13 protein-coding genes are annotated in these 14,310 nt (G+C 46.3%); 4 read left to right on the top strand and 9 right to left on the bottom strand.

Going from position 1 to position 14,310, the window contains the following annotated elements; all coding sequences use genetic code 11:
• The 5 genes from IQ235_RS04915 to tsaD form a co-directional block, all read right to left on the bottom strand.
• Positions 1-1,413 (bottom strand): S8 family serine peptidase (locus IQ235_RS04915; protein WP_264320381.1); only part of this gene is annotated, 1,413 nt, incomplete at its 3' end.
• Positions 1,414-1,972: 559 nt separating this feature from the next.
• Positions 1,973-4,900 carry an adenylate/guanylate cyclase domain-containing protein gene (locus tag IQ235_RS04910; RefSeq protein ID WP_264320380.1) on the bottom strand — a complete coding sequence of 976 codons (2,928 nt, stop codon included), beginning with the start codon at positions 4,898-4,900 and terminating at the stop codon, positions 1,973-1,975.
• A gap of 97 nt (positions 4,901-4,997) precedes the next feature.
• Positions 4,998-5,285, bottom strand: a complete 288-nt coding sequence (locus IQ235_RS04905) for a hypothetical protein (protein ID WP_264320379.1) — start codon at positions 5,283-5,285, stop codon at positions 4,998-5,000.
• A 182-nt stretch (positions 5,286-5,467) separates the two neighbouring features.
• Entirely contained in the window at positions 5,468-5,965 is a 498-nt protein-coding gene (locus tag IQ235_RS04900) for a GNAT family N-acetyltransferase (protein ID WP_264320378.1), read from the bottom strand.
• A gap of 97 nt (positions 5,966-6,062) precedes the next feature.
• Positions 6,063-7,133: a tRNA (adenosine(37)-N6)-threonylcarbamoyltransferase complex transferase subunit TsaD gene (tsaD, locus tag IQ235_RS04895; protein WP_264320377.1), complete on the bottom strand. Its 1,071-nt coding sequence runs from the start codon at positions 7,131-7,133 to the stop codon at positions 6,063-6,065.
• Positions 7,134-7,270: 137 nt separating this feature from the next.
• On the opposite strand from tsaD, the gene IQ235_RS04890 reads away from it, so the two are divergent.
• From IQ235_RS04890 to IQ235_RS04875, 4 genes are all read left to right on the top strand, one after another.
• Positions 7,271-7,753 carry a Photosystem I reaction center subunit III gene (locus IQ235_RS04890; protein WP_264320376.1) on the top strand — a complete coding sequence of 161 codons (483 nt, stop codon included), beginning with the start codon at positions 7,271-7,273 and terminating at the stop codon, positions 7,751-7,753.
• A 45-nt stretch (positions 7,754-7,798) separates the two neighbouring features.
• Entirely contained in the window at positions 7,799-7,918 is a 120-nt protein-coding gene (gene psaJ / locus IQ235_RS04885) for a photosystem I reaction center subunit IX (protein ID WP_264320375.1), read from the top strand.
• Positions 7,919-8,403: 485 nt separating this feature from the next.
• Entirely contained in the window at positions 8,404-8,805 is a 402-nt protein-coding gene (locus IQ235_RS04880; RefSeq protein WP_264320374.1) for a DUF1499 domain-containing protein, read from the top strand.
• Positions 8,806-9,151: 346 nt separating this feature from the next.
• Positions 9,152-9,490 carry a P-II family nitrogen regulator gene (locus tag IQ235_RS04875; protein ID WP_264320373.1) on the top strand — a complete coding sequence of 113 codons (339 nt, stop codon included), beginning with the start codon at positions 9,152-9,154 and terminating at the stop codon, positions 9,488-9,490.
• 110 nt (positions 9,491-9,600) lie between these two features.
• On the opposite strand, the gene IQ235_RS04870 is transcribed toward IQ235_RS04875, so the two are convergent.
• From IQ235_RS04870 to IQ235_RS04855, 4 genes are all read right to left on the bottom strand, one after another.
• Positions 9,601-10,518: a GDSL-type esterase/lipase family protein gene (locus tag IQ235_RS04870; RefSeq protein WP_264320372.1), complete on the bottom strand. Its 918-nt coding sequence runs from the start codon at positions 10,516-10,518 to the stop codon at positions 9,601-9,603.
• Positions 10,519-10,621: 103 nt separating this feature from the next.
• Positions 10,622-10,822 (bottom strand): hypothetical protein, encoded by a 201-nt coding sequence (locus IQ235_RS04865; RefSeq protein WP_264320371.1) that lies wholly within the window; start codon positions 10,820-10,822, stop codon positions 10,622-10,624.
• Between the two features lie 155 nt (positions 10,823-10,977).
• Positions 10,978-12,312: a sensor histidine kinase gene (locus tag IQ235_RS04860; protein ID WP_264320382.1), complete on the bottom strand. Its 1,335-nt coding sequence runs from the start codon at positions 12,310-12,312 to the stop codon at positions 10,978-10,980.
• A gap of 51 nt (positions 12,313-12,363) precedes the next feature.
• Positions 12,364-14,310: PAS domain-containing hybrid sensor histidine kinase/response regulator (locus IQ235_RS04855; protein ID WP_264320370.1), on the bottom strand; the 1,947-nt coding region annotated here is incomplete at its 5' end.

Genomic DNA, 14,310 nt, shown 5'->3' with positions numbered 1-14,310 from the left:
CTTGAAGTCTTCGCCGGTATTGACCACATTATCATCTTCATCATCGCCGTCGTTGATGGTGACACCAGTATCATGGAAAAGATCCGTCAGTTCGGTGATGCTGAGGCGACGACCGAGTTCTCGTTCGGCAAGTTGCTGAGCCAAAACCGAAATACCAGCGATGTGGGGTGCGGCTTGGCTGGTTCCGTGTTGAGTCGATGTCCCTCCGTTGGGATTGGCTCCGGTTATCGGCGCTCCAGGGGCAAAAATAGGAGTGAGGGTTTCGTGGCGTTGGGAGAAAGGAGTGAGGCGATCTTCCCCGCGGGAGAAGGCTCTGGCGCCGCCGTAGCTAAAGCCACTACCATTGCTGTCGTATACCGCTCCTACGGCGATCGAATTGGGATCGGCGGCTGGATAGCTCACCCCTTGGAGGCTGTTAAATTCGTAGAAATCGTTCCCAGCAGCGGAGACGACGGCGATATCGAGGTTGGCGAGGGCAGACATTTCATCGCCAATGCCGTACCGTCGGCTTGCACTGTTGTAGTTGGCGGTATCTCCTAAGGACATATTCACACTGGCGATGTTGTAGGTGGCGGCATTGGCAACCACCCATTGTAAGGCTCGTTCGATGTAGCCAAAGTTGCCCGAACCGCTGTCTTTAAAGACTTTTAGGTGAATGATATCGGCACCGGGAGCCATCCCCGGACGGTTGCCATCAGAGGAGGCGACAATGCTCGATACGTTGGAACCATGTCCGTCCACATCGCTGGCATTGGCATCGCCATCGGCAAAATCGTAGTGATAGACAATGCGATCGGCCACACCATTATTATCGAGATCGGGGCCGAAGAAGGGATGATCGAGATCGATTCCAGTGTCAAGAATGACCGTGGCAAAGCCACTGCCATCTATTCGGGCAAATCGGGCATCGTTTTGGAAGGCATCGAGGTTGACTAAGGAACCGGACTGTTGAGTAAGTGTTGTCAGTTCACCATTCTCGGCGATCGCGATTTCGCCGTAGGTTTCGATCTCTACGTCGGAGTTGGTAGTGGTGAAGACCGAAATTTGTTGGGCGAGAATCTCGGTATTGTTGGCGTTGCTGGCTGTGGGAAAGGTTTGTTCCCAGCGATCGGGAACCCGTTGCGCCACGTAGTAGGTTCCGGCTGCGAGATTTGTGAAACTGTAGTTGCCGTCGGTATCCGCGATCGTTGAGGTTTCCCCACTATCGAAGGAACCGTTTTGGTTCCGATCGAGATATATCATCCAATTGGGGAGTCCGATTTCATCTGCGGTTTGAGTGCCGTCGGCATTTTCGTCGTTCCAGACGGTTCCTCGAATTTGACCGAGGGAAGCCAAGGGTTCGATTTCTAGAGTGGGTAATGCGCTCGTTTGCTGGGCGATCGCATCAAAATTGTCAAGATTGGTTGAGGTCATGGGTGATTTGAAAGTCAGTGGGGTTAAATCTTCGTTTCTGTTGTCAGCAAATACCATCGATGCCAAAATCGAGGCAGCTCAAATTTATCTCTAAATGCCTTAGAAATTTGATGCGATCGGGAACATTTTTGCGTCGATGGGCGCACTAGAACGATCGCTTTAGAGATTTATCGATTCGGTTTTATTTCAACTAGAAAAGAAATGATTTAGTGTTTGTTTGACTGAAATTTATATTTCGCCACTTTTCTACACTCTATGCATCCAAATTGTAGTCAAACTAGCATTTCCCAATTCGATTGAAAATAAGCGATCGGCTCGAAACTTTAGACGAATGTATGACATTTATCCAAACAATACTCGATAAAATTGTGTGAGATATACAATTTTTTTGAGGATTAACAGGGCTTATAGTACTGGCTAAATTCAGTAAGGCACAATGCTATAAATACTGAAATATAGAAAAAATTGATAACGAAGATGCGTAATATCTAAGTCGCACCCTCAAGTTCGGCGATCGCAGACAAGTGAAAATCCGTATTTCTACAGAAATACGATCGAACTATTTTCGATCGATGAGCCAGTAGGTTTTCATTTCTCCTTTCCCTTTCACGAAAATATGACCCCGTTCTTCTAAAATATATCGATTTTTTAGGAAATTATATGTTTTTTCAGTCACTTGAATTCTTCCCGGTTCTCCTGATGATTCCATCCGAGAAGCTACATTTACCGTATCTCCCCATAAATCGTAACTAAATTTCTTGAGACCGATCACTCCCGCCACAACTGGTCCGGTATTAATCCCAATCCGAATACTTAAATTGCGTCCGATATAACTATTCACTTCCTCAATAGCTTCCTGTATATCGAGAGCCATATTAGCAATGGCTTCGGCACTATCATTTCGGGGGACGGGTAATCCACCGGCCACCATATATGCATCTCCAATGGTTTTAATCTTTTCTAAGTTATACTCTTGGGCGAGACGATCGAACTTTGAAAAAATCTGATTGAGTAGGTTAACGAGTTCCGTTGCTGGCATCTTCGCCGAGAGTGGAGTAAAACCGACAATATCAGCAAATAAGATGGTGGCACAATCAAATTGTTCGGCAATAGCCGCTTCCGAACGACCTTCAAAATTGCTATTTTTTATCTCTAAGTTTTGAGTATTTTTTAGTTTCTCAGCAATTGGCGCTGGTAAAATATTGAGAAGTAGCTTATCTGATTTTTCTTGCTCGTCCTTTAGTGCTTTTTCCGATATTTTACGTTCGGTAATATCATCTAAAACACCAATAATTCCCAAAGAATTCCCTTGTTCGTCATAGATCGGAATTTTATTGATATCAAGCCAAATTTTTTCACCATTAGCGCCGGGTTTTTGTTTAATAGCTTGAATGTGTAATTGTGGCTCTTTGGTCTCGATGATTTTGCGATCTTGTTTTCTAAACTCTTCGGCCACTTCTAAAGGCAAGAGATCGTAGTCTGTTTTTCCCCTCACTGCGTCTGGGCTTTCTAGATGTGCGGCTTTTGCCCAGTTGGTATTGCAGCCTTTAAAAAATAAATTGGCATCTTTCCAAAAGACTTGTTGGGGGATGTTATCTAAAATTAGCCGTAAATAATGTTTCTGTTCTTGAAGCTTTTCCTCTGCCTGTTTGCGATCGGTAATATTCCGAGCGACCCAAATCACTTTGGGAATTGCATTTGCCGTCGGCCCTTCTAAAATGGGTGAAATACTCGCCGAAAACCACTCTTCTTGCCCCTTCTTGGGTAGCTTGTATTCGATGGTGACGGTTTGTTGAGTCTTGAGTGCTTCTCGAATGCAGCGAACGAACTCCTTGGCTTGTGAAGGTTCAAAAACATCGTATTCTGTCTTATTCACCAACTCGTCTGTTTTATATAACATCTTCGGATCGGTAGAAGCCACTTTGAGATAGCGTCCGTTGGCATCTTTGATGAAGATAAATTCAGGCATTGCAGTAAACAACGCTCGCAGTTCTGCTTGAGCGTTTTCTAAAGAAGCCGTGCGTTCTTGGACTCGTACTTCTAACTCTTCATTGGTTTCTTCCCAAGCGGAAAAAGACTCACGCAACTGGGCGGCCATTTGATTGAACGATCGAGCCAACAACACCAATTCCTGAATTCCACCCTCGTGAATCTGACGGTTGAGTTCTTTGCGAAAGCCCTTACGACCGGCACTGCGGGAGATCGCTTGACTGGCCGAACTCAAACGCTGAATCGGACGAACCACCCAACGAGATGCCAACACATCCAATACCCCCGCCACGACGAACGCCACCACACAGATCGCGATCGCCTCCCGAGTATTTTGCTGGATGTCTCCCATCAACTCAGCTTCGGGAATCACCACCACAACAGACCAATCGATACCGCGATCGTCCGAAATGGGGGTCACACTCAAAAAGTAGCGATTGCCGTCCCATGTCAATCTAGATAGCGTCGAGGACCCCACAGACGCTAGATCGCCGAAACGATCGCTCAAATAGGCGGTACTGGCGCGCATGAGCGGGACTTCGCTATCAATGGCGCGAATACGTTGGGGTTGACCGGTTCCGTTCGCTGCTTTCACCAGTTGGCTGTTGGGATCGGAAGCAGCCACTAGGCTTCCCGAGTCTTCGACGATAAAAACCAGTCCAGATTTGGCAATTTCTAAATTTTCTAAAAAGCGATCGATCTGGGGTAAATCTAAATCCGCAGCCACCACCCCCACCAAATCCCCAGCGCGATCGTAAACCGGTTCGCTTGCAGCAATAGCCAGGGTTCCATCGGTGAAAATCGGGTAAATCTCGCTCCAAGTTGCCCCTCTAGCATTTCGGGCACTCTCGTACCAAGGTCGTTCTCGCGGATCGAATCCTGCAAGCTGCTCGATGCGCCCAACGGGTCTACCAAAATCGTCGGCCCCGTAGATGAAGAATTTTTCATCCCCCAATCCTGGTGCGATCCGAATCTGAAAGTCATCTTCACTTTCTCGTCCGGCAAGCACGAATCCTCCCCGTTCGTCCCCGAAATAGATCCGATCCACCCGAGGAAAAGCTTGGAGTTGCTGCCAAAATTGCTGTCCTAATGCTTCCTTATCTTCGATATCGAGTAAACCCAGGCGAATGGCTTCCACATTTAGCCGATCGATTTTGTGAGGTGCGTCTAAATAGGTCGTGAGGGTTTCTTCGATGCGATCGGTAATCTCGTTGTTTAACTGAGTTGCCAGCTTGCCGATTGCTCTTTGTCCGTTACGGACTGATAGCAACCCGGTAATTCCCACCGCCGCAAAAACCAGCACGGTAAATGGAACCACCAGTACGATACGCAGTGGCAGTCTGCGAGCGATTTTGGCAACTTGACGGGTAAGGGAAATCATAGATTTTGGGTGCTGAGTTCTCAAGCAATCCGATCGATTTGATGGGTTGGGAAGAGCATCGTTCGGGGAAGTATCGATCGTGCTAATGGGACAATTGTCTTCATGGGAAGCTTCCATCGGTTGTTGCTGGGGCGCGGGAGCGGGTGATTCGCCCAATTCCACTCAAACCGAGACCGCTTGGCGAACGAACTGTCGTGCAAGTCAATCGATGTATTCAGTTGATTTGAGTCAGTCTTGTGTCTATCTCGTTAGCCGCGCGAATTGAGAAGAACTGACTGACCCCCACTCTGATGGTAATTTGCGGCATTGACGCAATCGAGTCGATCGTGAAGTCCAACATCAAGAGTTGGATGAGGCGCAGATGCAGGGAGGCTGGGTCAAGATCGCGGACGTGAAGTTTAGAGATTGCGACGATCGATGCTTCGATATTTCTGAGAGGTTCGCGGGCAAAATCCGCAGACTTGAGAGTGTTTTGTTTTTCGATCGGATAGCATACTGACATCCTCGAATCTAATATCCTCGAATCTAACATTCTCCAACGAGAACGAGCAGATTTTGCTGTCTCGATTGAGGGCGCGATTTTAGAAACGGGTTCGATTGAGATCGGGTCGGGACGGGGAATATCAGTTTTTGAGTTCGGGTCGAAACTTACCCGAACTCAATGGATATTTCACCCAAACAGCATCAGTCTGCATCGATCGGCCGTCCCAAGATAATTAAGTCGCGCGCCACACCATCAAGCTGGGCCACCCGAGGTAAATATCCCCACTCTCGAAAACCGAATTTCTCGAACAATCGCAAACTCGGCTCGTTGTGGGCAAAAATAAAACCTACGAACGTACTCAAGCCAAAACTACTCCCTCGGGCGATCGCCTCCCCCAGCAGTATTTTCCCCCATCCTTGTTTTTGATAGGCGGGGGCAATATAAATACTCACTTCTGCGGTTGCTCGATAGGCCGGCCGACCGTAAAATTCCTCTAAACTCAACCACCCGGCGATCGCCCCGTCAATTTCGATCGCCCACAGGGGAAGAGCGCTCGTTTCATGCTTTCGATACCACGGAAGGCGACTTTCAAAAGTAATGGGTTCGGTATCGGCTGTGGCCATCCGTCCGGGAATTGTCGCATTATAAATTTCGACGATCGCCCTCAAATCCTCCAGCGTCGCATCGCGGATATTCATAAATAGAAAAAGATGAATTGATTCATGAAAACTGAAATCCGATCGTAATTAGTTGATAGCGCTGTGCACGATATTCCGAGAACTCTGCGCTCTTTCCTTAGCTGTTCGCCAACGGCAATTCGCTATTATCTGCATAAAGCTGCATCACGTCCGTCAGCGTCATGCGCGATCGAACCCCCAAATTCAAAGATGAAAGATGTCCCCGACTTAAATGTTCCGATGCCGCACAGCCAATTGTTGCCGCGTTGTCGGTGCAAAACTTCATCGGTGGTAGGAGGACGCGCAGGTTATGGTGAGTTGCCTCTTCTTGTAACAGATGGCGCAGGCGAGAGTTTGCTGCCACTCCTCCACCCACAGCGATCGTCTCCAACCCATAGTCTAGGGCACAGGCGATCGTTCGCTTGACGAGCGATCGGGCGACGGTTTCTTGAAAGCTGGCTGCCAAATCGGCAATGGGAAGGCGATCGCTAGACTGTTTGAGTTCTCCCACCAAACGCATGACAGCCGTTTTGAGTCCGCTAAAGCTCGAATCGTAGGGATGGAAGCCGCCACCGGGTTGTTTGATTTTGCCTTCGGGAAGCTTAAAGGCATGGGGATCGCCATCGGCAGCAATTCGATCGATCTCTGGGCCGCCGGGATAACCCAAACCCAACAATCGCGCCACCTTATCAAAGGCTTCTCCGGCCGCATCGTCGCGGGTTTGTCCGAGGGTTTCGTAAATCCCGCAATCTTTGACATGAATCAGGCTGGTATGACCCCCCGAGACTAATAGGCAAAGGAAAGGGGGTTTGAGCTGTGGATTAGCCAGGTAGGCGGCGTAGATATGCCCTTCTAAATGATGAACCCCCACAAAAGGCTTTTGATGGACGATCGCCAAGGTTTTTGCTGCCGTCAAACCCACCAGCAACGCACCCACCAGTCCGGGGGCGCAGGTAGCCGCCACGCCATCGATCTCGGGCCAGTTGAGTTGGGCGGCTTCTAGAGCTTGAACGATCGCCACATTAATACTTTCTAAATGTTGGCGCGAAGCCACCTCGGGAACAACTCCTCCATAGGGGCGATGGATAGCAATTTGCGACGTTACAATACTACTTAAAACTTCGTATTTTTTAACAACAGCAACGGCGGTCTCATCACAGCTTGTTTCAATTGCTAACGTGATTGTCATTCGATGTCCGTTTTAAGATAGAAGTGACTAAGGGAAAGCGTAGTAATTATGATAGGATGCCTCAATGTATCCTTTAATTTGTTCGCTCATCTCCACAAACTTATTTGTTAAGTTTCATTAAAAGAGGAAACACTTTTATGCGAAAAATATTGGCATTTGTTCTTGCCGGAATTCTTTGGTTCAGTTTTGCTCCTACCGCTTCGGCGGAAGTGGCCGGTTTGACTCCCTGTAACGAGTCGCCCGCATTTATCGCCCGCGCGAAGGCAGCAACCACCGAACAAGCTAAAAACCGTTTCGAACTCTACGGACAAGAGTTATTGTGCGGCCCTGAAGGTCTGCCTCACCTCATTGTTGACGGTCGTTGGAGTCATGCCGGAGAATTTTTAATTCCGAGTATTCTCTTCTTGTATATTACCGGCTGGATCGGCTGGGTCGGTCGCGCTTACATTCAAGCGATCAAAAATGAAAAATCTCCCGAAGACAAGGAAATCATTATTGATGTGCCTCTTGCCGTGAAACAGTCCTTGACTGGCTTTGCATGGCCTCTGGCAGCATTCAAAGAAATGACCACGGGCGAAATGTTCGCCAAAGAGGAAGAAATCACCGTTTCTCCTCGTTAATTCTGTTTTTTTTGTTCTTTGTTTTTAGTTTTGGGAGAATTTTTCATGGGTAGGTACTTATCGAGCGCTCCGGTCGTTGCAACAGTTTGGATGTTCATCACAGCGGGAATTCTGATTGAATTCAATCGCTTTTTCCCGGATCTACTTTTCCATCCGATGAAGTAGTTTTTGGATTGAGCGCGATAATATTTCCAAATGAGCCTAGTGTTTCGCACTAGGCTTTATTTTTGAGATTTTATATTTCGACCTGAATTTAGCGATTGTCGATCGAGAAATCGCTAAATGCTCGCTCACTTAATTGACTCTTTTAGACCGTAAACACTTTCACCCAATCGAGGATATAGATTAATTTTACAACCGAAAATAAAACATTACAAAAAAGAAGTTTAGGTTCATTTTAAAAATTTCTAAATCTAAATAGAGAGAATATTTGAGATGGAAATAACATCGATCGAATATGACGAGGAAACCGATAGAATAGTCAAAGACGCACAACCCTAAGTCAATTTATGCCGAAACGATTTAAATACTCGCTCTTCGCCCTAAGTGCCATTCTTTTCACTGCCGTCCTTTGTTTAGTTTTACCCGCTTCCTCCGCACTTGCTGAAACGATTTTCACCACTTCAAATTTCACCACTTCATATAAGACAATGAGCATTTTCCATTTTTCGGGTTCGCGGCCCACAGATCTAGGTCTTCAAGCCGGACAACTTAAATCCTGTCCCAGTTCGCCCAACTGTGTTTCCAGTCAAGATACGGATGCACAACACTATATCGATCCCGTAACCGCAGACTCAAATATTAAAGAAACTTTTGCCAAAGTTAAAGCGACGATCGAATCGTTGAAGGAGGCGAAAATCGTGACGGCAGACGATCGGTATATTTATGCCGAGTTTACTAGCAAGCTGATGGGGTTTGTCGATGACGTGGAATTTTATTTAGACGAACAGACAGAGACGATCCAAGTGAGATCGGCATCTCGTTTAGGAAAGTCCGATCTCGGCGCGAATCGAAAGCGAATTGAAATGATTCGAGAGAAATTAAACGCCTAGAATCAAAATAACCCCTCCCGAAGTCTCGGGAAGGGAAAAGTAATTAACTAGGGTAGCAACCAACAAGGTTGCACCTCTCGAGTATACGAATCGGTTAAGAAAATCTTGTGAAGATGCAAGCTCAGGTATTTGACAAGTGTGGCAGTCGTTTTGCTCGAAGGTGACGACGGATCGGTATATTTCCAACCCATATCCACACGATCGAAGAAGATTTTCATAAAAGTACAAATACACGTCGAAAAAAAGTAAAAATAGCTACACAAAATTTTCAAGCTTTATGCGTTTCATGCCATACTAGGATTGCCAATACGAGCGCACTCAAAATCAGCATATAGGAGCCAAAAACGTGAAAAAGGTAGAGGCGATTATCCGACCATCCAAGCTAGAGGAGGTAAAAAGTGCTCTCATCAATGCGGGGATTGTTGGCATGACCGTTTCTCAAGTCCGAGGCTTCGGACGACAGAAAGGAAAAACAGAACGCTATCGTGGTGTGGAGTATACCGTAGACTTTCTCACGAAAGTTAAAATTGAAGTTGTGGTGGAAAACGAACACCTCGAACGCGCCATTGAAACGGTGATGAAAGCTGCTCAAACCGGGCAGATTGGTGATGGGAAAATTTTTGTGAGTTCCATCGATCGAATCGTGCGGGTGCGGACGGGAGAAAAAGACCTAGAAGCAGTTTGAGGACAGGTTCGATCGAGTTGGGGTGAAAATAAAATTCACCCTCATCGTTTTCTCCATTTCCCATTCATCGTCCATCATTCGCAATTGCAAACTGCGAATTTGCGATTTCCCTACATCCCCATCGCAATCCCCAGCTCGATTTGTTGGATAACCCACTGCCAAACCTCGTAGCCGTGGGAGTTTAGATGTAATCCATCCGTGGTTAGGGGGGTGCGTAAATCTCCCCGAGCATCGGTAAAGTAGACGTGTAAATTCACAAAAGTCGCTCCTTCTTGATGGGCGACAATTAGCAATTGTCGGTTGAGTTCGCGAATTCGGTTATTGGGCAGGGTGTCCCGACGAGTCGGTAAAATCGACTGAACAATTATCTGAGCTTGGGGATGAGATTGGTGCAACTGACGAACAATTTCGCGGTAGTTGGCAAGAATTTCTTCATCGCTTACACCAATTTTGATGTCGTTAATCCCTGCCATGAGGTAAATCCGATCGGGTTTGGTCGCATCTAGGGCCCAGAGGCGACTGAGAATTCCCTCCGTCGTATCTCCAGAAATCCCTTGATTGAGCCACAACCCATCGTCAGGAAGCTCAGATATAGGCATCCAGAGGCTGAGGGAATCGCCGATAACGATCGAGAGCGGGTTGTCCCCTTGTCCGCTGGCTAGGGCAGTGGCTTCGGTGGCAAGTAACTCCTGCCATTGCTCGTGGGTCGGGGGTTCCGTGGCATCGCTCCACACCGCCCGAAAACTGTCCCTCGGCAAACGCGTGTAGAGAAAACCCGCATTCACTGCCGCTATTCGTTGGTAGTAGAGTTGTGCCCCCGATTTGGGTCCCGATCGCTCCAATTCCAACTCGGGTTCGGAGTGTGCCGGCGCAGAGGAGGTTCGATCGAGTATTGAAACCGTTTGCGATCGGTTCTGGGTCTTCGATGCCGTTGTCGAGATCGGATCGGGCGAAGCCAGGTCGGCAGGAACGGTAGAAGTTGCCAAGGTAGCAGCGAGACTGGAGGCGAACAGAGAAAGTGGGTGCATGAGAATCAATTGCAGGTGGCGCGACAAAGCCCTGCTTATCTTCTGCACCTGTCAAATAAGTGCATCAGGAAAATTTCTCCTCAAATCCGCTGAGTTGTCCTCATTAAGAAATAAGCTGAACTCGCCCTCGAACGATCGCCCGCAACAGTCGATTTATCGCTCTGCGTTCTTCTTCATCGAGAGTCTCGTCCATTGCTGCTGCCATCAGTCCGTAACGATCGCACAAGGTTAAGCGGCCCGTTTCAGCCGCAGAGGCAAAAATTTCCGAGATGGCACCGGGGAGAAGTTCGATCTGACAAGACATTGCTTAGAGTGTAGTTGCGACTCTTCCAATATCTCTTCAATACTTGATAAGTGGGGCGATCGAACAAGAACCGCCGAACGATCGGGCAACACTCCATCGGGTGAGGAGCGTCACAAACTGCTTTAGCATAACATCTGAAGCCGCGACCGATCTATCTACCCTCTTGATGGCAAAGGAGAGCGAATCGGCAGCACGATGACAAATTCTGTTCCCCGATCCAATTTTGAAATACATTTGAGTTCTCCACCGTGCTTTTCCGTTACAATTTGATAGCTAATTGAGAGTCCCATTCCCGTCCCTTTTCCCACCGGCTTTGTAGTAAAAAACGGGTCGAACAGTCGCGTTTGAAGTTCCTGTGGAATTCCCAAACCACTATCGGTAATGTGAATCGAGACCCAATTGCTATCGATAATTTTCGTGCGAATTCTAATCTGTAACTTTGGAAATTTTAAACAATTCGATGTTTTGGAAATATGCCGATCGAAAGTATCCTCTAAAGCATCAATAGCATTACTGATAATATTCATGAAAACTTGATTGAGTTGCCCGCAGTAGCACTCAATTAAGGGTAAATTTTGATACTCTTTTTTGACCTCAATTTTCGGTCGATCTCCTTTTCCTTTGAGACGATTTCCTAAAATTACCAGCGTACTTTCAATTCCTTCGTGAATATTGACCGGCTTACATGCCGATTCATCAAGTCGAGAGAAATTTCGCAGCGATTGGACGATGCCTTGAATTCGTTCGGTTCCCACTTGCATAGACGAGACTAATTTAGGCAAATCGTCTCGAACGAACTCAAGATCGATATCTTCCATCAATTGAGCCATTTTCGGATCGGGATTGGGGTTTTTCAGTTTATAAAAATCAACAAATTCGAGTAAGTTAACGATGTAATCTTTGGCATGAACTAAGTTACCATGAATAAAATTAACAGGGTTATTAATCTCGTGAGCAATTCCAGCAATCATTTGTCCTAAAGAAGACATTTTCTCACTCTGTACGAGCTGCAATTGTGCTTTTTGTAGGCGATGGAGAGCCTGGGAAAGTTCGAGAGTACGGGCTTCAACTCGATGCTCTAAATTTCTATTTAAATTGTAAAGTTGTAGGTGAACTCGAACTCGAGCGAGAACCTCTTCTTTTTGAAACGGTTTGGTAATATAATCAACTGCACCTAATTTTAATCCTTTAACTTTGTCGATCGGGTCAGACAGAGCTGTCATGAAAATAATAGGAATATCTTGAGTTTCCCGATCGGATTTTAGACGAGTGCAGGTTTCAAATCCGTCAATTCCCGGCATCATCACATCCATCAAAATTAAATCGGGTGGTTTATATTTGATTTGTTCGATCGCACTTTCTCCATCGATTGCGACGGCAACTTGATAGTTTTCGTCTGTTAAAGCACTCGACAGAACCTCTAAATTTGTGGGCGTGTCATCCACAACTAAAATGACATTGTCCTTTTCTGAAATTAATTCTTTGTACATCATTAATTATTTTTTACATATTGTTTTGAAAATAAGCTAAAATTATTTTTTCTATCTTTTGTTAAGTTCTTCTTGAAGTTTTTCTCGAATAGTTTTTACTTGAAAGCTTTTGGCGAGTTGCTGCATTTTTCTTGTGAAAACTGCGAACTTATCATCCATCTTTTGAATGCGTTCGAGTTCAAGTGAGATTTGATGAACTAATCCCTGTTTTGCTAAATCTAACAGTTTTTCGATTTCTTCAATAGATGGAAATATTATTTCATTTTCAAAACTTGATCCTGGGAATTCAAATTTTTGGTCTTCGGCTTTTTCTTGTTCTTCGTGAATCCACTCTAATGCTAAAATTTTCTGTAGTTTCGTTAGTAGCTCCTCTACTTGAATTGGCTTTGGTAAAAAGTCATCACCTCCAATGTCTAAGCTTTTATGCCGATCGACCTCCAAAACACTAGCAGAAGACACCAGCACGGGTATATCTTTTAATTTTTCGTCTTTCCGAATGTGTTCGACCATTTGAAACTCGTTTAAAGTTGTAACGTCTAAATCGGTGACGATCAGATCGAGTTTATTTTTTGAAGCAATCTCTAGACCGTCTCGACCATTTACGGCTTCTAGAATCTCAAATCCTAAAGGCTGTAGGAGCTTGACAACAACCGATCGATTTTCCCATCGATCGTCCACGATCGCGATTTTACACCGTTTGCCTTTGTAACCGATAATCCTATGTCGATCGATCGAAGTCGATTTTTCGACCCATTTAGTCGCTTCAATTAATGCTAACTCAAATCCAAATATACTTCCTTCACCCAACTGACTTTTAACTTCTATTTGACTGTTCATCAATCCCAGTATTTTTTGACTGATACTCAACCCAAGTCCCGTTCCTTCAGCGCGAAGTTTTCCATTGCCCACTTGCTCGAACGGTAGGAAAATTCGGTCTAACTGCTCGGAATTCATACCGACCCCCGTATCTTCAATTTGAAAGCAAATTCTCCAGATGAATAAGGAATCGCAGGTAGAAGAATTCGTCAGCGTAGATTTATCTGCAACAACGCTACGTTTCTCGATCGTACTGACTTTAAACCGAACAGCTCCACCATCGGTAAACTTAATGGCATTACCCAAAAGATTGATGAGAACCTGGCGAAGGCGTTTTTCATCAGCACAAATACCAAGCGGTAAATGGGGATCGCATTGGTAATCAAAGGTAATTTGTTTAGTCTCGGCTCGCACGCGGCACATTTCCACCACCCCTTGCAAAAATGCCGGAAAGTGAAATTCGCTTGGATATAACTCCATTTTGCGCGCTTCGATTTTCGAGAGATCGAGAATATCGTTAATCAACGTTAGGAGGTGCGAGCCACATTGATAAATGATATTAACCCCGTGATGTTCGCGTTCCGCGAGCCTCTTCGATTGTTGGAGAATTTGGGCGTATCCCAAAATCCCATTGAGGGGAGTGCGCAGTTCGTGGCTCATACTCGCGAGGAAGTCGCTTTTGGCAAGGCTTGCCGCATCTGCACGTTCCTTTGCCGCTTTGAGTTCGGCCGTCCGTTTTTGGACGCGGCTTTCGAGTTGTTGCGCCCAATTTCGTAACTCAGATTCCGAACGCCGCAGTGCTTCCTCCGCTTGTTTCTGTTCGGTGATGTCCCGCAGAATCGCTAAATATTCTCGTACCCCCTCATTTTTTAAATTTGAGAGAGACAACTCAACTGTGAGCGTCTTACCGTCGAGATCGAAGGTTTGCTCGCTGCGAGGTTGCCACCGTTCGAGCTGTTCCGGCAGTCCCCGAAGCCGTTCGCCGAGACGATGTCCTATTAAATCAAAGGATTGGACTTTAAATAAATCTGAAGTGGCGGGATTTGCTTGGCGGATTGCCCCCTGTTCGTCTAGAACGACGATCGCATCTCGTGCCACTTGAAACAGTAGTTCCGATTGTTCTCGAGCTTCGATAATGGCTTCAGCTTGAGGTAAACTCGTCCAGCAAGCGATCGCCACGGC

Source organism: Zarconia navalis LEGE 11467, assembly GCF_015207075.1.
Classification (GTDB): Bacteria; Cyanobacteriota; Cyanobacteriia; order Cyanobacteriales; family Geitlerinemataceae; genus Zarconia; species Zarconia navalis.
This window is presented reverse-complemented; position numbering and strand designations above follow the sequence as displayed.

Coding starts and splice junctions, on each gene's coding strand:
- IQ235_RS04910 (WP_264320380.1), bottom strand. CDS start 4,900: ATGGAAGCTTCCCATGAAGACAATTGTCCCATTAGCACGATCGATACT.
- IQ235_RS04905 (WP_264320379.1), bottom strand. CDS start 5,285: ATGTCAGTATGCTATCCGATCGAAAAACAAAACACTCTCAAGTCTGCG.
- IQ235_RS04900 (WP_264320378.1), bottom strand. CDS start 5,965: ATGAATATCCGCGATGCGACGCTGGAGGATTTGAGGGCGATCGTCGAA.
- tsaD (WP_264320377.1), bottom strand. CDS start 7,133: ATGACAATCACGTTAGCAATTGAAACAAGCTGTGATGAGACCGCCGTT.
- IQ235_RS04890 (WP_264320376.1), top strand. CDS start 7,271: ATGCGAAAAATATTGGCATTTGTTCTTGCCGGAATTCTTTGGTTCAGT.
- psaJ (WP_264320375.1), top strand. CDS start 7,799: ATGGGTAGGTACTTATCGAGCGCTCCGGTCGTTGCAACAGTTTGGATG.
- IQ235_RS04880 (WP_264320374.1), top strand. CDS start 8,404: ATGAGCATTTTCCATTTTTCGGGTTCGCGGCCCACAGATCTAGGTCTT.
- IQ235_RS04870 (WP_264320372.1), bottom strand. CDS start 10,518: ATGCACCCACTTTCTCTGTTCGCCTCCAGTCTCGCTGCTACCTTGGCA.
- IQ235_RS04865 (WP_264320371.1), bottom strand. CDS start 10,822: ATGTCTTGTCAGATCGAACTTCTCCCCGGTGCCATCTCGGAAATTTTT.
- IQ235_RS04860 (WP_264320382.1), bottom strand. CDS start 12,312: ATGTACAAAGAATTAATTTCAGAAAAGGACAATGTCATTTTAGTTGTG.